Raw genomic sequence first — 19,113 nt, forward strand, 5'->3', positions numbered from 1 at the left:
AGGGAGAGATAAATATGACTACATATACTTCCATCGCTAATGTGATTAAAGAAAGACGCTCTGTTCGTACATTTACAGACAAAGCAGTAGAAAAAGATTTATTAATTGAACTATTAAATGATGCAACATGGGCACCTAATCATAAGCACCGTGAACCATGGAATTGTAAACTATACATCGGAGAAGGCCGCAAGAAATTAGTAGATGCAGTATTAAACTCTTTCACAGAAGAAGAAAGAGCGAAACGCGGTAAAATTTTATCAGATCGTTTCTTAAGCACGCCTGCACAAATCGTTGTATATATAAATGAAGATCCACGTCAAATTCAGCGTGACGAAGATTACGCTGCAACATGTGCATTTATGCAAAACTTCCAACTTCTTGCTTGGGAACGCGGATTAGGTTGCGTTTGGAAATCTGGCGGATTAAACTACAATCCATTATTTATAGAAGGAATCGGTTTAACAAGAGGCCAACGTATCGTTGGAATTCTTCATATCGGCTATTTCGATAAAGCACCAGAAGGAAAAGCTCGTACTCCGATTATGGAGAAGATGGAGATTATTGAAGGTTAATAGATAAGACATTCTCGTTTTTGCGGGGGTGTCTTTTTATTATGCAATCAATCCTCATGAAAGCTTGTTCTTCGTCATACACTTTCTTAAGGGAAAGTGTAAGGAGGGAAAATAATGAGAGCAAGTGACGATAAAGCACTGCAATATGCGATTGCGGAAATTACGGAAATTGCGACTGGATTTGGGCTTGATTTTTATCCGATGCGTTATGAAATATGTCCAGCGGAAATTATTTATACATTTGGTGCATATGGGATGCCGACAAGGTTTTCACATTGGAGTTTTGGAAAACAATTTTTCAGAATGAAATTACAATACGATTTAGGACTTAGTAAAATATACGAACTCGTTATTAACTCTGATCCATGTTACGCCTTTTTATTAGATACGAACTCTTTAATTCAAAACAAATTAATTGTAGCGCACGTTTTAGCACACTGTGATTTTTTCAAAAATAATATTCGTTTTTCAAATACGAAGCGAGATATGGTAGAGAGTATGGCCGCAACAGCGGACCGTGTGAAAGCGTATGAGCATAAGTACGGAAAAGCAGAGGTAGAAACATTTTTAGATGCCGTACTTGCCATTCAAGAGCATATTGATCCGTCGCTTATGCGTCCGAAGCTCGCATGGAGTATTGATGATTTAGAAGAGGAAGAAGTAGAAAAGAAAAAGGTATCGCAATACGATGATTTATGGAATTTAGATAATCGCAATAAAAAGCAGGAACGTTCCAATGTGCGTAAAAAGAAGAAAATTCCACCACAACCAGAAAAAGATTTACTTCTCTTTATTGAAGAATATAGCCGCGAGTTAGAAGATTGGCAGCGTGATATATTAACGATGATGCGCGAAGAAATGTTATATTTTTGGCCGCAGCTTGAAACGAAAATCATGAACGAAGGCTGGGCGTCCTACTGGCATCAACGCATACTTCGTGAAATGGACTTAACATCTGATGAAGCAATTGAATTTGCGAAATTAAATGCGGGTGTTGTACAGCCATCAAAAACAAGCATTAATCCATACTACCTCGGTATTAAAATGTTTGAAGATATTGAAGAACGGTACAACAATCCAACAGAAGAAATGAAACGACGAGGCGTAAAACCAGGATCTGGCCGTGATAAAATGTTTGAAGTACGCGAAATTGAATGGGACGTATCGTTCCTAAGAAACTACTTAAATAAAGATCTTGTTATGCGAGAAGATATGTATTTATTCCAGCGCCAAGGAAAAGAATATAAAGTAATAGATAAAGAATGGGAGAATGTGCGTGATCAACTCGTAAATATGCGGACAAATGGTGGGTTCCCGTACTTAGTAGTAGAAGATGGAGACTACTTAAAGAACGGAGAATTATACATTAAACATAGTTACGAAGGAATCGAGCTCGATTTAAAATACTTAGAAAAAGTATTACCATATCTTCATCAACTATGGGGAAGAACGGTGCATATGGAGTCCATTGTGGAGAGTAAGGGCGTTGTGTTTTCTTATGATGGGAAGATGGTGCATCGGAAGTATGTGTGAGGGGAAGAACGGACATAGGATACTGTGTCCGTTCTTTTTATTTGGAACCAAGTTAAATATGCTATTCTTGAAAAAAGGGAGTTATATAGAGAAATGGAGTGATTTAAATGAGCAAAATAGGGGTATGTAAGGTTGATATTACGCCGCCTGTAGGTATTGATTTTGTCGGATATCATAGAGAGACAGGAATAAATAATATTGAAGAGCGTATTTATGGGACAGTTTTTGTATTTGAAAAAGATGAAATGAAAACTGTGTTTATAAGTATCGATAATATTGGGATGTTAGTAGAAGATACGAATATGATTCGTGAGCGAGTAGCAAGTAGGCTTCATGTGCCATTTGAGCGAATAACGGTTGTTTATACACATACCCACTCTGGTCCAGAAACGGTCGGTGATAATTCGCTCGTACAGTCGTATAAAACGATTTTAGTAAATAATGTGGTGCAAGGTGCTGTTACTGCTAATAAAAATTTGAAGCGATGTGAAGTTGGCTGGAGTGTTACGACAGGTGATATTGGGGTCAATCGAAGAGAGAGAACATCTGATGGAAAAGCGAAGATGGGAACAAATATAGATGGTGTTGTAGATAAACGAATTGGTATGTTAGCAATAAGGGATGCTGAAACGAAGGAGTTATCTGGGGTTTTAGTATTTTGTACTGCGCATCCGAATGTTTTAAAAGGCAATAGTGATGAATTATCAGCGGATTATCCTGGAATGACGAGAGAGATTCTAGAGCAGATAGTGAACTGCCCTGTTATTATCGTTCAAGGTGCCGCTGGAAATGTGAATGCGAAGTATCGCGGTTCAAGTGAAGCCTTAAAACAAATGGCTTACATACTTAGTGGACATATATTAACGATGTTACCAACAGTTACATATAGTCCAATTGTAAAATTAAGGACAGTTTCAAGTATGATGCAAATGAAGTTGAAGGATATTCCTGAAATTGATGAGATACGAAGCATGGCTCGATTAGCCGAGAAGCAGTGGGGCGTGAATACGGATGAATGGCTTGCTATCGTATTAGAGAAATATAGGCAAGGTATTCGGAAGTTACGTATAGATTTAGAAGTTCAACTGTTTCAAGTTAATGATGGTATGTTTTCAGGTATACCGATGGAACCTTTTTCAGAAACTGCCTTAGCAATGAAAGAGAGCCTTCAAAATGAATTGGCTTTCTTTGGTGGATATATGAACGGATATCTTGGTTATTTACCGACAAAAGACGAATATGCATATGGCGGATATGAAGTAGAATTAAGTCCTATTGTGTATGGAACAGTTACAAATTTGTTAATGCCACCGGGAGAGAATACTGCGGAGTTGATTGTGAAAAAGGTTATGGATTTATGTAATATGGTGAAACTTTAATGAGACAGGTTTTTGAACGCAGAGTAAAGAATATGACTCATTGTTTGATTTTGTTAAGTCAATGTAATTAATAATGATAATCATTATTAATTACATTGACTTCTAAAAAAAGAAAAACTAGAATTTATAAAGGGATCTTCAATTGTTCGCTATCATTTGTATAGGAGGTAAGTTATGTTGGATAGCTTTATTTCTATAAGATGTAGGTTGGCTCTTTATAGTTTTGGTGTTCTTTTTATCTTTTTTTGTACAGTATTTTTGGTGAATCAGAAGGTGTATGCAGAAGATGTACCGTGGACATCAGTTTCAAATGAGGGAGAACGTGTACTTTTTCAAGAACAATCTTTGTATAGTAATGATCGAAGGGGAGAAGATCTTGTTTCACCTTCATTTGAAGGGCGTAAACATGGTGGGGAAGATTGGGGAGCCTTCTTAGAAAATACGAAGTTAAATTATTCACCTAACATTCTTACCTATTCTGTTATAGGAATAGATGATCGAATACGGGTTAATGATACAACTTCATATCCGTATAGTGCTGTAGTCCATATAGCAACTCAGTATAATAGTGGAGAAATTTATGGATGTACAGGAGCACTAATTAGTAAAGATACAGTGCTGACAGCTGGACATTGTATTTACAATAAAGAAATTGGTGGATGGGCGACAAATGTTATTGTAACTCCAGGATGTAATGGAGGACAAGCACCGTATTTACCTTATAAAGGAACAAAACTTTACTCGGTAAGTGGATGGACTGATAACGAAAATTCAAATTATGATTATGGAACGATTAAATTAAATGGGTCTCCAGGAGATTATACGGGTTGGTTTGGATATAGAACTACCTATGTAGAATCACCAAAAGGTTTACTTGCGGTGATTCCTGGATATCCAGCTGATAAAATAGGAAATGAACGTTACACAATGTGGAGAGATTATGGTCCAATTGAAGGTGTTAATCCTAGCAGACTAACATACAAGATTGATACTTATGAAGGGCAAAGTGGATCACCTGTATATCATTATTTTGATACAGGTATCAAAATAATAGCCATTCATACAAGAGGAAATAAAAATATGAATTTTGGAAATCGGATAACAGACAATGTGTTTAATAATATTAAAAGATGGTCTGAATAAATATAGTAAATCCATTTGGATTCATTTTCTTAGATTGTGGTATTTAAGAATTTTAAGCGAAATATATTCAACTTCAAGTGAAACTATTGAGTTTGGAAATTTAAATGTAGGTGTAGTTCAGTTATCTAAAACAAGTATTCCCTCATACTACACCATCTTTAGGTATTGATGTAATAGTAAAGAAAGTTATAGAACAGAACTATATGAAAAAGAACTTGGAAATATCTAAGTTCTTTTTTGTTTCAAATTTGTGAAAGAAAGACATATTGATTGAAATTAAATTTTTTATACTCTATTATATACCCATACGGGTATAGGTTTTTTGTGATTCATGAAAAAATTAAATAATAAATAACATGGAGGTTTGAAATATGTCCAGAAAAATAGTTGTAGTAGGCGGAGTTGCTGGCGGGGCATCAGTAGCTGCAAGGCTTCGTCGTTTAAGTGAGGAAGATGAAATTATTATGGTTGAACGTGGTGAATACATTTCATTTGCAAATTGTGGCTTACCATACTATATTGGCGGTGTTATTACAGAAAGACAAAAGTTATTAGTACAAGCTGTTGAAAGAATGTCAAAGCGCTTTAATCTAGATATACGTGTATTGAGTGAAGTAGTAAAGATTAATAAAGAAGAGAAAACAATTACGATAAAGAATGTAACTACAAATGAAACATACAACGAGGAATATGATATTTTAATTCTTTCACCAGGGGCAAAACCAATTGTTCCACCTATTCCGGGCATTGAAGAAGCGAAGGCGTTGTTTACGTTACGAAATGTACCTGATACAGATCGTATAAAAGCGTATATTGATGAGAAGAAACCACGTCATGCGACGGTTATTGGTGGAGGATTTATTGGAGTGGAAATGGTTGAGAATTTAAGAGAACGCGGGATTGAGGTTGCTCTTGTAGAGATGGCAAATCAAGTGATGCCACCAATTGATTACGAAATGGCGGCATATGTACATGAGCATATGAAGGTGCACAATGTTGAGCTTGTTTTTGAAGATGGTGTAGATGCGTTAGAAGAGAATGGGACTGTTGTACGTTTAAAAAGTGGCTCAGTTATAAAAACAGATATGATTATTTTAGCAATTGGTGTACAACCAGAGAGTAGTTTAGCGAAAGATGCAGGATTAGCATTAGGAGTTAGAGGAACGATAAAGGTAAATGAGAAATTTCAAACATCAGATCCACATGTATATGCAATTGGTGATGCGATTGAAGTGAAAGATTTTGTTACAGAAACAGAAACGATGATTCCTTTAGCGTGGCCCGCTAATCGTCAAGGTCGTATGTTAGCAGATATTATCCATGGCCATACGGAGTCTTTATATAAAGGTACGATGGGAACTTCTGTGGCTAAAGTTTTTGATTTAACAGTTGCTTCGACTGGAGTGAATGAGAAAATATTAAAACGACTAAATATACCCTATGAGGTAGTACATGTACAGGCAAATTCTCATGCGGGATACTATCCGAATGCTACGCCTGTGCTAATAAAATTAATCTTTAATAAAGAAAGCGGAAAAATTTATGGAGCGCAGGCGTTAGGGCGTGATGGTGTAGATAAGCGTATTGATGTTATTGCAACGGCAATGAAGGCAAACTTAACTGTAATCGATTTGCCGGATTTAGAATTATCATATGCCCCGCCCTATTCTTCTGCAAAAGACCCAGTAAACATGGTGGGGTATGCGGCAAGTAATATAGTAGATGGTTTTGTGGACACAGTGCAATGGCATGAAATAGATCACATTGTTAAAAATGGTGGATATCTTATTGATGTTCGAGAGCCTAATGAACTAAAACAGGGAATGATTAAAGACTCTATTAATATTCCGTTAGATGAATTACGTGATCGATTGGATGAAGTACCAATGGACAAAGAAATATATATCACTTGCCAACTTGGTATGAGAGGGTATGTTGCAGCGCGCATGTTAATGGAAAAAGGATATAAGGTAAAGAACTTAGATGGTGGCTTTAAATTATACGGAACAGTAGTACCAGAACGTGTTGTATATTAATATTTTTTCATCTTCCACTTCAAAATTTGGTGAAAGATGAAAGCCTATATAGTAAGGTTTCACTTCTTGTTTTGTGAACATATAAGATAAATATTAAAAATAGGGGTTTACAAAATACCCTATAGGGTATAATATATTGTCATAGGTTATAAATAGTGACATAATGGTAATGAGGTGATTATAGGATGGAATATAATCAAGATATGAAAAATAGATTGAAACGTATTGAAGGTCAAGTTCGTGGTGTGCTTCGTATGATGGAAGAAGGAAAAGATTGCCGAGAGGTTATTACACAGTTAACGGCATCTCGTTCTGCCCTTGATCGTACAATTGGGCTCGTTGTTGGGACTAATTTAGAGCAATGTTTGCGTGAACAGTTTGAAAGTGGTAATGGTTCAAATGAAGAGTTAATTAAAGAAGCTGTTCAATTACTTGTAAAAAGCCGATAATCTGTCAAATATAATTGTTGACAGATTTTCAAAAACATTTTAATATACCCCTACGGGTATATGTATATAAGTTGTGGAGGAATCAATTATGAGTATAAAAGTGGATATGAGTTTAGATTGTAAAGGGTTGGCTTGTCCGATGCCGATTGTGAAAACGAAGAAGGAGATAGAAGGATTAGCACCAGGGCAAGTGATTGAAGTTCAGGCAACAGATAAAGGATCTACGGTAGATATAAAAAGTTGGGCGGGTAAAGTAGGACATCAATATATCGGGACGAAACACGAGGATGATGTATTGGTGCATTATGTTAGGAAAGCAAACGAGCATGAAGTGAATGAAATTGTGAAATATCCTCATACAATTACGAATGCTGAATTACAGTCTATATTGTCTCATGGAGAAGAGAGCATTGTATTAGATGTTCGCGAAGCAGCGGAATTTGCTTTTGGTCATATTCCATCCGCCATTTCGGTACCATTAGGTGAATTAGACAGCGCAGTATTAGATAAGACGAAGCAAATTTATGTTATTTGCCGAACTGGTAATCGCAGTGATATAGCTTGCCAAATGTTGAAAGAGAAAGGTTATTCAAATGTGAAAAATGTCATTCCAGGTATGTTAGAGTGGCAAGGGAATATAGAGAAATAAATTTTTTTGAATAAAAATATACCTATGGGGGTAATAGAGTGAGTGTTAAACCGTTACAAGCAAAAGATGTGGCAGAGAAAGTGTTATTCGGAGAGTTATTCATTTTAGATGTTCGTAATGAGGCGGATTATGAAGATTGGAAAATTGAAGGGAAACAAGTTTCTTCTATTAATAGACCTTACTTTGACTTGTTAGATGGTGTAGATCATATTGTAAGTGAATTACCTAAAGATAAAGATGTTTTAGTAGTATGTGCAAAAGAAGGGTCTTCTATATTTGTGGCAGAGCAATTAACAGAGGCTGGATTAGAAAATATTTATTATTTAGCTGGTGGCATGAAGGCTTGGAGTGAATATGTAAAGCCTATAAAAGTTGGAGATTTAAAAAATGGTGGAAGTATGTATCAGTTTAACCGCCTTGGAAAAGGCTGTTTATCTTATATGGTCGTTTCAAATGGTGAAGCAGCAGTTATTGATGCAGTAAGAACAGTTGAAGCATATGAAGAATTTGCGAAAGAGCATGGCGTTACGATTACGAATGTAATGGATACACATTTACATGCAGACCATATTTCCGGAGGACGTAAGTTAGCGGAAAAGGTAGGTGGTACGTATTGGTTACCACCAAAAGATGCAGAGGAAGTTGTTTTCTCATACGAACCGCTTGTTGAAGGATCTGTTATTACGGTGGGGGGTACTAAAATTGTAATTGACGCATTATACTCACCAGGGCATACGATTGGAAGTACGTCATTCATTGTAGATGATTCTTATTTATTATCAGGCGATATTTTATTTGTAGATTCAATTGGGCGTCCTGATCTTGCTGGTAAGGCTGAAGATTGGGTGAGTGATTTACGTAATACTTTGTATAGCCGATATAAAGAGCTATCTCAAAATTTAGTTGTGTTACCGGCTCATTATTCAAAAATAAGTGAAATGAACGAAAGTGGTATCGTTAGTGCAAAATTAAAAGATTTATTTGAGCATAATGCAGGATTAAATATTGAGGATGAGGGAGAGTTCCGTAAAGTTGTAACAGAAAACTTACCACCTCAGCCAAATGCATATGAAGAAATTCGTCAAACCAATATGGGTAAAATTCACCCAAGTGTGGATAAAGAGCGTGAAATGGAGATTGGTCCAAATCGTTGTGCAGTGCACGAATAATGAAATAAATAAAAAATGGAGGAATTGATGATGAATATAAAACAAGTGTTAGATGCGAAAGGTTTAGCATGTCCAATGCCGATTGTAAGAACAAAGAGAGCAATGGATGCTCTACAAACTGGAGAAGTGTTAGAAATACATGTAACGGATAAAGGGTCAGTTAAGGATATTCCAGCGTGGGCAAATAAATGTGGCCATGACATCGTAAAGCTTGAAGAAGAAGGCGATGTGCTGAAGTTTTGGATTAGGAAGGCGTAGTGAAGCAATAGTTTTGTAAATATAGAGAGGTTGGTTATATGAACACAATATTAAGTACGCTTTTCATTGTACTTGCTGCATGGTTTGTTATTTCACGATTTTTACCAGTGAAAGGTGTTCAAAATATAAATGGCAAAGAATTGAAAAGTATAGTGGGGAAAAAGGGGAAGTATTTTATTGATGTCCGTACAGTAGGTGAATATAGAGGGAATCATATGAAAGGCTTTCAAAATATCCCCCTAAATGATCTAGCAAGTAAGGCGAATCAATTAGATAAGAATAAGGAAGTAATCGTTATTTGCCAAAGTGGAATGAGAAGTAAGCAAGCAGCAAAGGTATTAAAGAAATTAGGATTTCAGCACGTTATCAATGTTTCAGGCGGTATGAATGGTTTGTGAGGAGGGAATTTAAAATGAAAGAAATGACAGTAAAAGAATTGGAAGAAAAATTGTTACGTAAAGAAGCAGTAAATATCGTGGACGTACGTGAAGTAGAAGAAGTAGCCGAAGGGAAAATTCCAGAAGCGTGTAATATTCCACTAGGACTATTAGAGTTTCGTATGCATGAGTTGGATAAAAAGAAAGAGTATATTATCGTTTGTCGTTCTGGCGGAAGAAGTGCACGAGCAGTTCAGTTTTTAGAGAGCTACGGTTTTCAAGCAATTAATATGGTAGGTGGTATGTTAGCATGGGAAGGTAAAGTCGTATAGTACAGAGATACATGATTTGAGCCTTTTTATAAATGATAAAATACCCCTATAGGTAATTGGAGGGAGAACAACATGGAACAACAGAAGAAAACAACAATCGTTTTATTTAGCGGAGATTATGATAAAGCAATGGCTGCTTATATTATTGCAAATGGTGCAGCGGCGTATGATCAAGAGGTAACTATTTTTCATACTTTTTGGGGATTAAATGCTTTAAGGAAAGATGAGCATGTGAAGGTAAAGAAAACTTTTATAGAAAAAGTGTTTGGAAAAATGATGCCACGCGGTGCGGATAAGATGGGATTATCAAAAATGAATTTTGCAGGTATGGGACCAAAGATGATTAAAGGTATTATGAAAAAACATAATGCGATGCCTTTACCAGATTTAATCGATTTGGCGAAAGAACAGGGGATTAAACTTGTCGCTTGTCAAATGACAGTAGATTTATTAGGGTTAAAAGAGGAAGAGATTATGGAAGGGGTAGAGTTTGCAGGAGTAGGAGCTTATTTAGCAGATGCTTCGGATGGGAATGTAAACTTATTCATTTAATTCATCTTCTTTCTAGAAGGGAGGGGATGTAAGATGAGCTTAGTCGTATTACTTTTTATAATTGGATTTATAGGATCGTTTATATCAGGAATGGTTGGAATTGGCGGTGCGATTATTAATTATCCGATGATCTTATACATTCCGGTATTGCTAGGATTTTCTGGCTATACATCACATGAAGTGAGCGGTATTACAGCGGTGCAAGTATTCTTTGCAACTTTTGCAGGCGCTTGGGCATACCGGAAAAGTAATGACATGAATAAAACGTTAGTTATGTATATGGGAGCTAGTATATTAATAGGAAGCTTCATAGGGAGTTTCGGTGCTAACATATTAGAGGAACATACAGTCAATGTTGTTTATGCAGCATTAGCTACAATTGCAGCTATTATGATGTTTGTACCGAAACAAAATAATAGTGGAGATGTGAAGTATAATAAATGGTTAGCAAGCTTGTTAGCGTTCGTTGTAGGGGGAGCTTCAGGCATTATAGGAGCTGGAGGTTCGTTCCTTTTAGTTCCCATTATGCTAGTTATTTTAAAATTACCACTGCGCATGACGATCGCAACATCTATCGCTATTACGTTTATTTCCTCAATAGGGATTACTACAGGAAAAATGGTTACTGGGCAAGTAGTTATCATTCCAGCTCTAATTATTGCGGTTGCCAGTATATTTGCTGCGCCACTTGGAGCACGAGTCGGGAAGAGGCTAAATCAAAAAGTACTGCAATATGTATTGTCCACTTTAATTGTAGGCACTGCTGTTAAAATGTGGATTGATATGATATCAAAATAAAAGGATGGTGCTGCTTACAGCCCATCCTTTTATTTATTACCTGTAAACCCCATGGATTAAAGTTTCACTTTATGCCCAAATAACTTTCATTAAGTTTTTATATTCGTCATTTGCTAATTTATATAGCATTCTCGTATGTTCAAAGACAAGTGCTGGATTAAAGTTTGGTTCTGAGAATGCAAGAGATGTTGAAATATCAATTGCATTTTGCTTATTTAATGTGAATTTTGCAAAGCGATAAGATGTATTTAATTCATTGATGACATGTAAAATATCATTTGTTGATGTTGCATCAGGCACGTGAGCAACATTGAAGCAGTATATATCCACCGTAGGATGTTCGTTTTGGAAAGCAGCGATAAGTTGAATCTTTGCGCCAGCTTCAGTCTCTAATCCTACTGAAAAATGAACAGAGCCATCATTTTCATCTATATTTTCTTCCATGTATATATCGTTAGATTTTAAGTAGTCTTTAAAATCTGAGATGTTATGTTTTACTGCAGCTTTCATATGTATGAGCCCCCTGATAATTGGAATAGATTGCTACTATTTATTATAATTTAAAAATATTAAAAAAGATAGTTAGAAAGTTCTGATTTTTATATTTGGAAGAATAAAAAGAAGCGGTTCTCTACCTCCATAGAGAACCGCTTTTATATTATTCATTGTCATTAGACGATGTTTCTGTATCTTCACTGCTATTTTTGTTCTTATTTTTCACTTCATTGTTATTTGATTCGCGTTCACTTGAATTTTCAGACTTAGATTCTTTTGTCTTTTTCGAATCAGAGTTTGAGTCAGACTTTGTATATGCAGGTAGCCCAAGATGAGTACGAAGTTCATTTGTAACATTAGCTAATTCTTTTTTATCTGGATTGTAGTAGTAAGTTCGACCACCACCAGCAGATTTGCTACAAGTATCGTCACCTTTTGCCATGTAGCAATCATCACCTTGGATTTGTAATTTCTCAATTTCCGAATCCGATCCATATTTATAGAATGAAAGCATATCATCAAATGTTAAGTTTGTAACGAATTGTCCGTTAATATCATCAATGATGTTGCCAACTTTTGTTACAGAACCAACACTTGTTAGTTTCTTTAAAATAGCCTCGATAACGAGTTGTTGACGTTGTCCACGCATTGCATCACTATCGATGTGCCTTGTTCTAGCAAGAGCAAGAGCTTCTTCGCCATTTAGCTTTTGAACACCTTTTTCTAGATGAATAGCCTCAGCATTATCATTGCTATCTTGCTCAGTAAATTCAACTGGTACATCAACTTCAACACCGCCCAAGTCATCGACGATTTTTATAAATGATTTAAAGTTGAATTTTACAAAATAATCGACAGGAACATTCATTAATTTTTCAACTGCATCAATGCTTGCTTGTGGTCCACCATTTTTTCCGTTTTTAGCAGAACCGAATGCATGAGCGTGTGTAATTTTATCTTTTTTCTTTTCTATTGGAATATAAGTATATGTGTCACGTGGGATACTTAATAGTTTAACAGTTTTGCTATCTTTATTAAATGTTGCAAGTAAAAGCGCGTCTGTTCTTATAGCTTCACCATATTCTTTTCCACGGACATCGCTTTCATCGACACCCATTATTAAAACAGAGACATTGTTTGTAATAGGTTTTACAGCCTTATCACGTAAATCAGATTTATCACCGCGTGCTAAATCGTGTGCGGCATTTCGAACAGCAGAAGATGCTTTATTTACTAAAAACCAAGTATAACCGCCGCCTATTAATAAAACGAATAGTATAGCGCTTATAATAATTTTTATTTTTTTCTTATTTTTTTTCGGTTTATTGCGTGTATTTTCTTGCAAAGATGGGTTTTGCTCCATTTCCTGTACTCCTTCATTTGGATTGAAATACGACACTCATATCCACTTATTATAATGAAATTTAGCGAAAAAAAACATTACAAAACATTTACATTTCGTAAAAATTCAATATATTTATAAAAAGTCAGATTTTCTATATATTATTTGTCAGATGTAGAATAAGTATAAGGGCTTTTAGTAGAAATGAAAATATATATTATGAGAAAGTGATAGGGAAGTAAGATTTGTTGAAATATAGCCAAGAAGAAATGAGTAAGCTTACTTATTTCTTCTATATAATAAAGAAGAATTTGACGGATAAAGGAGAGAGCATAATGAATCATACATCATTCCGAGCAATCGTTGTGAACGAAAAGGAAAATCATCAGTTTGTAAGAAAAGTTGTTGAGAGAGAAGTAAGTAGTTTACCTGAGGGAGACGTATTCATACAAGTTCATTATTCTTCATTAAATTATAAAGATGCTCTTTCAGCTACTGGTAATAAAGGTGTTACGAGAACATATCCTCATACGCCAGGAATTGATGCTGCAGGAGTAGTTGTGAGTAGTGAAGATGCTACCATTAAAGCAGGAGATCAAGTTATTGTAACGGGATATGACTTAGGTATGAATACCTCTGGTGGTTTCGGAGAATATATTCGCGTGCCATCATCTTGGGTCGTGCCTTTACCAGAAGGAATGTCATTAAAGGAAAGTATGATGTATGGGACAGCAGGTTTTACTGCGGCGTTGTCGGTATATAAGCTTATTGGGGCAGGAATCAAGCCTAATATGGGAGATGTTTTAGTAACGGGTGCTACAGGCGGCGTAGGCAGTGTAGCTGTTAGTATATTAAGTAAGTTAGGGTTTAACGTAGTAGGAGCGACAGGAAAAATGGAAGAGAAAGATATGCTACTACGTCTAGGAGCGAAAAAAGTGATTCATCGCGCGGAATTGAATGATGAATCAGGAAGACCGATGTTAAAAGGGATATACGCCGGAGTTATTGATACTGTAGGTGGACGTATGTTAGAAACAGCTTTAAAAACAGTAAAGTATGGTGGTTGTGTAACGACATGCGGTAATGTGGCAGGCCAGGAATTACAAACAACGGTATATCCGTTTATTTTACGAGGCATAAGCCTTTTAGGGATAGATTCTGTGCAATGTCCAGCAGATGTGAGAAGTGATGTGTGGACGCTCTTAGCAAATGAATGGAGTAATAAAGAGTTAAGATCTTATACAGGAGAATGTACATTAGAAGAATTAGAGGAGAAGTTTACACTTATATTGCAAGGAAAGTTAAAAGGAAGAACAGTTGTTAAAATATAATAAGAAAGAGACGCTTACGTTAGCGTCTCTTTCTTATTATAATGATTGTTTTAAATTGATTTTTCCTTGTTCACCTAAAACACCGTCAGCGATATTTACAGCGTGATCGCCAATGCGCTCTAAGTTACTTACCATATCGACGAAGATGATACTTGCATCACCTGAACAGCTGCGTTCGTTTAGACGTAATACGTGACGTTTACGAAGAACACGTTCCATTTGGTCGATTTTGCGTTCTTTTGCAATAACAGTTTGAGCTAGTTCAGTATCGAAGTTTGTTAAAGCTTCAACTGAGTCTTGCAGTGTTGAAATTGTTAACTCAAGCATTTCGTTTAATTCAGCTAATGCTTCATCTGATAGTGAAACACGGTTTGAAATTTGGAAATCTACAAGTTCTACAAGGTTTTCTACATGATCACCGACACGTTCAATATCTCCAACAACACCTGCTAAAACAGAATGTTTTTCAGAATCCGTAGGTGAAAGTGGCTTTTCTGATAGTAAAACTAAATACTCGGTAATTTTTTTATCTAAATTGTTAATAGCTCCTTCTAATTGAGTAGCCATGTTTGCGTGTTTTTTGTCTTGTGTATTTAAAAATTGATTTGCTTCTTTTAATCCATGTAATGAGAACTCAGCCATACGGATAATCTCTTTTTGAGCTTCAGTTAAAGCGATGGCTGGAGATTGTTCAATAAAGATTGGATTTAAATGTTGTGGTTTGAAGTCAATCGCTGCATCTTCACCACGAATAATTTTTGTTACGATCCATGCTAACACTGCAATGAACGGGAATTGAATGATTGTATTTGTTACGTTAAATGTTCCGTGTGCAAATGCAATAGTCATTTCTGGATTCAAGTTTAATGATGTTTGGAAATATTGAATTAAACTTGTAAATGGTACTAATAAAATTGTAAAGATAATTGTACCGATAATATTAAAGATAACATGAACTAATGCTGCACGTCTTGCGGCAATAGAAGTACCGATTGCTGCTAATACAGCTGTAATTGTTGTACCGATGTTATCACCGAATAATACAGGAAGAGCTGCTTGTAAATCGATTGCACCTTGACCAAATAGTTCTTGTAAAATACCGATAGTTGCACTTGAGCTTTGTACAATTAAAGTAAAGACTGTACCGACAACAATTCCTAAAATTGGATTATCACTCATGCTAACTGTTAATTCTTGGAATGATTCTAAAGAACGAAGAGGTTTCATACCTGCACTCATTAATTCTAAACCGAAGAATAACATACCAAAACCGAATACAACTTGACCTACAGAATGTACTTTTTTATTTTTAAAGAAGAATAGTAAGATTGCTCCAATTGCCATAACTGGGAGAGCATATTCTCCGATTTTAATTCCGATAATAAATGCAGTAACTGTCGTACCGATGTTTGCACCCATAATAACACCGATTGCTTGTCTTAATGTCATAAATCCGGCACTTACAAGTCCGACTGTTAAAGCAGTTGTTCCTGAACTGGATTGGATTAATACCGTAACTAACATACCTGCTAGTACACCCATAAGTGGGTTTGTTGTAAAACGATCTAGAATATCGCGAAGACGATCTCCAGCTGCTTGTTGCAGTCCATCGCCCATGTATTTAATCCCGAATAAGAAAATACCTAATCCACCAATGAACTGGAAGATCATATCTTGAACATTATATTCCACGCATTCCACTCCTTAAATTTCATGTACGATGTAATTATTAACTGAACCTTGAGGCACTGTAAACGGTTTGCTAGTAAAATTTACACTAAATTTACAAAGAGAAGAAAAGTTTACAATCCCTTAAAGAAACAGCTGTGTTCTATTGGTTTTCATCTTGTATAAATCTTAATTTTGTAAAGAAATCACACTTTTTAGAATAATATTGTTCAGTCGAATATTAAGGAAAGCGTCTGCGAGTTCATCGTATATTTTTTGATGAAAGTTAAAAAAATATGTAGGAAAATGCATGTAGTTTTATAACAGCAAAACGAGGGGAAATAATTCTTTTAACACGATAAAAAAGCCACTGAATTATCCAGCAGCTTTTTCCGTGTTTTTATCGCCATGCTTTTGTTTTCTTATGCTTGTAATGTAAATGAAGAGAAAAGCAATAAGTAATAGAGAGGAGTAACGATATACAGTTGCATAGTTTGTAAAATGAGCAATAAATCCAAATATAATCGCTCCAGCGCCGATTCCAAGGTCAAATGCGGAGAAGAATGTAGCCGTTGCTACGCCGCGTCGATGCGGTGCTACGCGGTCAATCATCCATGCTTGTAGTGCAGGTTGGATCGCTCCAAAACCACTTCCGTAACATGCTGCAGCAATAATTAAGCTCGGAATTGTCGTCGTATACGACAATAAAATAATGCCTGTAAAAGTTATAATAACTCCCGGAATGATGACGAATGTATGGCCTTTCGCATCATATAGCTTTCCAGAGAATGGACGAGTTACAGCGATTGCTAGTGCGTTACATAAAAAGAAGAGACTAATATCAGCTATGCCGACTTCTGTAGCAAATAGAGTGATAAAACTTCCGATTCCTCCGTACATTAATGTAATACATAATATTAATAATGAAGGAAGTAAAGCTTTACGCTCAATAAATCCATCGAGAAAAGTACTAGATGATTGTTGTGGAGGCTGTTTCGATTTTTGGATTTGAAGTAGTTTCGTTAATATTAATGAAACAACTGTGCACGATAATGCACATAAAAAAAGAATTGTGAAGTTATATGTTTGCATAAGCCATAGTCCGATAAGTGGACCGAGGGCCATTGCAATTGTTCCAGAAAGGCCAAAATATCCCATGCCTTCTCCGCGGCGAGCTGAGGGAATTAAATCAGAAACGACAGTTCCATATGTAGTCGTTGTAATACCGAAACCAGCTCCGTGTAAAATACGAACAGCAAGCAAGAGAAAGATAGTTGAGGCGAAAAGGTAACTGCCCATAGCGAGTAAACAGATAGCAGTGCCGATCATTAAAATGATTTTTTTATTGAATTTTTGCAAGGCGTTCCCAGTTAGCGGTCTAACAAAAAGTGCTGCAACGGTAAACATGCCGACAACAAATCCGATATTGGAACTTGTGCCACCAATTTCTTTCACATAAACAGGTAAGGTTGGAATTAACATTTGAAACCCTAAAAACATACATAAGTTTGCAAAAATTAAAGCAACAAACTCTTTCGTCCATAACGGTTCTCGTTTTACGAGTATTGCTTCTCCCATATATTCATCCCCTATATAAAATTTTCTCTTTTCTTTCGAGTATATGTATTGGCCAATGCAACAGTCAAGGAAGGTGTCTTGAAAACGGATAACAATTTTTAAGATGAAAAACTGACAAATTTGTGTAAAAGCTACACAACTATGAAAAAAAGATGTAAAGTATAGATGTATAGACTTGTAGGTGTTAAGAATGATAGAAATTGTTTTTTCTTTAAAGAAAGCGGATTCAAAAGAGTAGTGAACAAGAAGGGGATATATACTTTTTCACTACATATATTTGAAAAGGTTTACAATATGATGAAGAAAGAGGCGTGTACATATGAGACGATTAGGTATTTCTATTTATCCAGAACATTCAACAGTAGAGAAAGATAAGGAGTATTTAACATTAGCAAGTAAATATGGATTTACACGTGTGTTCACATGTTTATTATCTGTGGATGGAGAAAAAGAGAAAATTATAGAAGAATTTAAAGAAACGATCTCTCATGCGAATGCATTAGGGTTCCAAGTATTAGTTGATATTAGTCCATCTGTTTTTGAACAATTAGGTATTTCGTATAATGATTTATCATTCTTCCATGAATTAGGTGCGTACGGTATTCGTTTAGATGTCGGTTTCTCAGGATTAGAAGAATCAATTATGACTTATAATCCGTATGGTTTGAAAATTGAGATTAATATGAGTAATGGTACGAAGTATGTAGATAACATTATGAGTCATAGACCAAATCGTGAAAATTTAATTGGTTGTCATAATTTTTATCCGCATCGTTATTCAGGATTATCATACGATCATTTCATTAAATGCTCGAAACAATTTAAAGATTACGGTATGAGAACGGCAGCTTTTATTTCATCATTTGATGCAACATACGGACCTTGGCCAGTAACAGAAGGGTTATGTACATTAGAGCAGCATCGTGAATTACCGATGACAACACAGGCGAAGCATTTATTCGCGACTGAATTAATTGATGATGTTATTATTGCAAACGCATATGCGTCAGAAGAAGAATTACAAGCACTAGGTGCATTAAATAAAGAGAAACAAACATTTGATATAGAAATATATGATACAACGACAGAACTAGAAAGAATTATCGTATTAGACGAACCACATTTTTATCGCGGAGATGTATCTGAATATATAATTCGTTCTACACAAAGTCGTGTGAAATATAAAAAAGAAGAATTTAAACCTCATAATACGCGCGAAATTAAGCGTGGAGATTTATTAATTGATAATGAACAATATGGCCAGTATAAAGGCGAATTACAAATTGCATTAAAAGATATGGTGAATACAGGAAAAACAAATGTAGTTGGTCGAATTGTAGAAGAAGAGATTTTCTTACTAGACTATTTACAAGCATGGGATAAATTCGGATTTACATTAAAGAAATAGAGAGAATATAAAGGGGAAAAACTACTGATTTCAGCAGCTTT

19 protein-coding genes are annotated in these 19,113 nt (G+C 35.6%); 15 read left to right on the forward strand and 4 right to left on the reverse strand.

Annotation, left to right across the window (positions count from 1 at the left end):
- Positions 1-14 precede the first annotated feature (14 nt).
- The 13 genes from D1166_RS20585 (at position 15) to D1166_RS20650 (ending at position 11,250) form a co-directional block, all read left to right on the forward strand.
- The gene (locus tag D1166_RS20585) at positions 15-575 is read left to right on the forward strand and encodes a nitroreductase family protein (protein WP_000214818.1); all 561 of its coding nucleotides are present in this window, start codon (positions 15-17) and stop codon (positions 573-575) included.
- 114 nt (positions 576-689) lie between these two features.
- Positions 690-2,108, forward strand: coding sequence for a stage V sporulation protein SpoVR (gene spoVR / locus D1166_RS20590; protein ID WP_089170444.1), 1,419 nt, complete (start codon positions 690-692; stop codon positions 2,106-2,108).
- Between the two features lie 107 nt (positions 2,109-2,215).
- A complete protein-coding gene (locus D1166_RS20595) occupies positions 2,216-3,487 on the forward strand; it encodes a neutral/alkaline non-lysosomal ceramidase N-terminal domain-containing protein (protein ID WP_097861973.1) in 1,272 nt (423 codons plus the stop codon).
- Positions 3,488-3,661: 174 nt separating this feature from the next.
- A complete protein-coding gene (locus D1166_RS20600) occupies positions 3,662-4,630 on the forward strand; it encodes a trypsin-like serine peptidase (RefSeq protein WP_118043410.1) in 969 nt (322 codons plus the stop codon).
- Between the two features lie 371 nt (positions 4,631-5,001).
- The gene (gene cdr, locus D1166_RS20610; RefSeq protein WP_097856407.1) at positions 5,002-6,666 is read left to right on the forward strand and encodes a CoA-disulfide reductase; all 1,665 of its coding nucleotides are present in this window, start codon (positions 5,002-5,004) and stop codon (positions 6,664-6,666) included.
- A 185-nt stretch (positions 6,667-6,851) separates the two neighbouring features.
- Positions 6,852-7,115 (forward strand): metal-sensitive transcriptional regulator, encoded by a 264-nt coding sequence (locus D1166_RS20615; RefSeq protein ID WP_000456206.1) that lies wholly within the window; start codon positions 6,852-6,854, stop codon positions 7,113-7,115.
- An 88-nt stretch (positions 7,116-7,203) separates the two neighbouring features.
- The gene (locus D1166_RS20620; protein ID WP_097856406.1) at positions 7,204-7,764 is read left to right on the forward strand and encodes a sulfurtransferase TusA family protein; all 561 of its coding nucleotides are present in this window, start codon (positions 7,204-7,206) and stop codon (positions 7,762-7,764) included.
- A 38-nt stretch (positions 7,765-7,802) separates the two neighbouring features.
- Positions 7,803-8,933: an MBL fold metallo-hydrolase gene (locus D1166_RS20625; RefSeq protein WP_000114056.1), complete on the forward strand. Its 1,131-nt coding sequence runs from the start codon at positions 7,803-7,805 to the stop codon at positions 8,931-8,933.
- A gap of 27 nt (positions 8,934-8,960) precedes the next feature.
- The gene (locus tag D1166_RS20630; protein ID WP_002093886.1) at positions 8,961-9,191 is read left to right on the forward strand and encodes a sulfurtransferase TusA family protein; all 231 of its coding nucleotides are present in this window, start codon (positions 8,961-8,963) and stop codon (positions 9,189-9,191) included.
- A gap of 38 nt (positions 9,192-9,229) precedes the next feature.
- Complete coding sequence (locus tag D1166_RS20635; protein WP_001092317.1) at positions 9,230-9,589, forward strand: rhodanese-like domain-containing protein; 360 nt, start codon at positions 9,230-9,232, stop codon at positions 9,587-9,589.
- Between the two features lie 14 nt (positions 9,590-9,603).
- Positions 9,604-9,900: a rhodanese-like domain-containing protein gene (locus tag D1166_RS20640; RefSeq protein ID WP_000661816.1), complete on the forward strand. Its 297-nt coding sequence runs from the start codon at positions 9,604-9,606 to the stop codon at positions 9,898-9,900.
- 72 nt (positions 9,901-9,972) lie between these two features.
- Positions 9,973-10,452 (forward strand): DsrE/DsrF/DrsH-like family protein, encoded by a 480-nt coding sequence (locus D1166_RS20645; RefSeq protein WP_000437728.1) that lies wholly within the window; start codon positions 9,973-9,975, stop codon positions 10,450-10,452.
- Between the two features lie 33 nt (positions 10,453-10,485).
- The gene (locus D1166_RS20650) at positions 10,486-11,250 is read left to right on the forward strand and encodes a sulfite exporter TauE/SafE family protein (protein ID WP_000060715.1); all 765 of its coding nucleotides are present in this window, start codon (positions 10,486-10,488) and stop codon (positions 11,248-11,250) included.
- A gap of 69 nt (positions 11,251-11,319) precedes the next feature.
- On the opposite strand, the gene D1166_RS20655 is transcribed toward D1166_RS20650, so the two are convergent.
- Both D1166_RS20655 and D1166_RS20660 read right to left on the reverse strand, forming a co-directional pair.
- Entirely contained in the window at positions 11,320-11,760 is a 441-nt protein-coding gene (locus D1166_RS20655; RefSeq protein ID WP_000642362.1) for a hypothetical protein, read from the reverse strand.
- 148 nt (positions 11,761-11,908) lie between these two features.
- Complete coding sequence (locus D1166_RS20660) at positions 11,909-13,108, reverse strand: LCP family protein (protein ID WP_000437392.1); 1,200 nt, start codon at positions 13,106-13,108, stop codon at positions 11,909-11,911.
- Positions 13,109-13,422: 314 nt separating this feature from the next.
- Here D1166_RS20660 and D1166_RS20665 point away from each other — a divergent pair, with 314 nt between their 5' ends.
- The gene (locus D1166_RS20665) at positions 13,423-14,418 is read left to right on the forward strand and encodes a YhdH/YhfP family quinone oxidoreductase (RefSeq protein WP_001016957.1); all 996 of its coding nucleotides are present in this window, start codon (positions 13,423-13,425) and stop codon (positions 14,416-14,418) included.
- 36 nt (positions 14,419-14,454) lie between these two features.
- Here D1166_RS20665 and D1166_RS20670 read toward each other — a convergent pair whose 3' ends face one another.
- Together D1166_RS20670 and D1166_RS20675 are read right to left on the reverse strand one after the other, a co-directional pair.
- A complete protein-coding gene (locus D1166_RS20670; protein WP_000456270.1) occupies positions 14,455-16,110 on the reverse strand; it encodes a Na/Pi cotransporter family protein in 1,656 nt (551 codons plus the stop codon).
- A 351-nt stretch (positions 16,111-16,461) separates the two neighbouring features.
- Entirely contained in the window at positions 16,462-17,664 is a 1,203-nt protein-coding gene (locus tag D1166_RS20675; protein ID WP_000503243.1) for an MFS transporter, read from the reverse strand.
- Between the two features lie 319 nt (positions 17,665-17,983).
- On the opposite strand from D1166_RS20675, the gene D1166_RS20685 reads away from it, so the two are divergent.
- A complete protein-coding gene (locus tag D1166_RS20685) occupies positions 17,984-19,072 on the forward strand; it encodes a DUF871 domain-containing protein (RefSeq protein ID WP_097856404.1) in 1,089 nt (362 codons plus the stop codon).
- Positions 19,073-19,113 lie beyond the last annotated feature (41 nt).

It is taken from the genome of Bacillus sp. ISO11 (assembly GCF_003458115.1).
In the GTDB taxonomy this organism is placed as follows: domain Bacteria; phylum Bacillota; class Bacilli; order Bacillales; family Bacillaceae_G; genus Bacillus_A; species Bacillus_A cereus.

Coding starts and splice junctions, on each gene's coding strand:
- D1166_RS20585 (WP_000214818.1), top strand. CDS start 15: ATGACTACATATACTTCCATCGCTAATGTGATTAAAGAAAGACGCTCT.
- spoVR (WP_089170444.1), top strand. CDS start 690: ATGAGAGCAAGTGACGATAAAGCACTGCAATATGCGATTGCGGAAATT.
- D1166_RS20595 (WP_097861973.1), top strand. CDS start 2,216: ATGAGCAAAATAGGGGTATGTAAGGTTGATATTACGCCGCCTGTAGGT.
- D1166_RS20600 (WP_118043410.1), top strand. CDS start 3,662: ATGTTGGATAGCTTTATTTCTATAAGATGTAGGTTGGCTCTTTATAGT.
- cdr (WP_097856407.1), top strand. CDS start 5,002: ATGTCCAGAAAAATAGTTGTAGTAGGCGGAGTTGCTGGCGGGGCATCA.
- D1166_RS20615 (WP_000456206.1), top strand. CDS start 6,852: ATGGAATATAATCAAGATATGAAAAATAGATTGAAACGTATTGAAGGT.
- D1166_RS20620 (WP_097856406.1), top strand. CDS start 7,204: ATGAGTATAAAAGTGGATATGAGTTTAGATTGTAAAGGGTTGGCTTGT.
- D1166_RS20630 (WP_002093886.1), top strand. CDS start 8,961: ATGATGAATATAAAACAAGTGTTAGATGCGAAAGGTTTAGCATGTCCA.
- D1166_RS20635 (WP_001092317.1), top strand. CDS start 9,230: ATGAACACAATATTAAGTACGCTTTTCATTGTACTTGCTGCATGGTTT.
- D1166_RS20640 (WP_000661816.1), top strand. CDS start 9,604: ATGAAAGAAATGACAGTAAAAGAATTGGAAGAAAAATTGTTACGTAAA.
- D1166_RS20645 (WP_000437728.1), top strand. CDS start 9,973: ATGGAACAACAGAAGAAAACAACAATCGTTTTATTTAGCGGAGATTAT.
- D1166_RS20650 (WP_000060715.1), top strand. CDS start 10,486: ATGAGCTTAGTCGTATTACTTTTTATAATTGGATTTATAGGATCGTTT.
- D1166_RS20655 (WP_000642362.1), bottom strand. CDS start 11,760: ATGAAAGCTGCAGTAAAACATAACATCTCAGATTTTAAAGACTACTTA.
- D1166_RS20660 (WP_000437392.1), bottom strand. CDS start 13,108: ATGGAGCAAAACCCATCTTTGCAAGAAAATACACGCAATAAACCGAAA.
- D1166_RS20665 (WP_001016957.1), top strand. CDS start 13,423: ATGAATCATACATCATTCCGAGCAATCGTTGTGAACGAAAAGGAAAAT.
- D1166_RS20675 (WP_000503243.1), bottom strand. CDS start 17,664: ATGGGAGAAGCAATACTCGTAAAACGAGAACCGTTATGGACGAAAGAG.
- D1166_RS20685 (WP_097856404.1), top strand. CDS start 17,984: ATGAGACGATTAGGTATTTCTATTTATCCAGAACATTCAACAGTAGAG.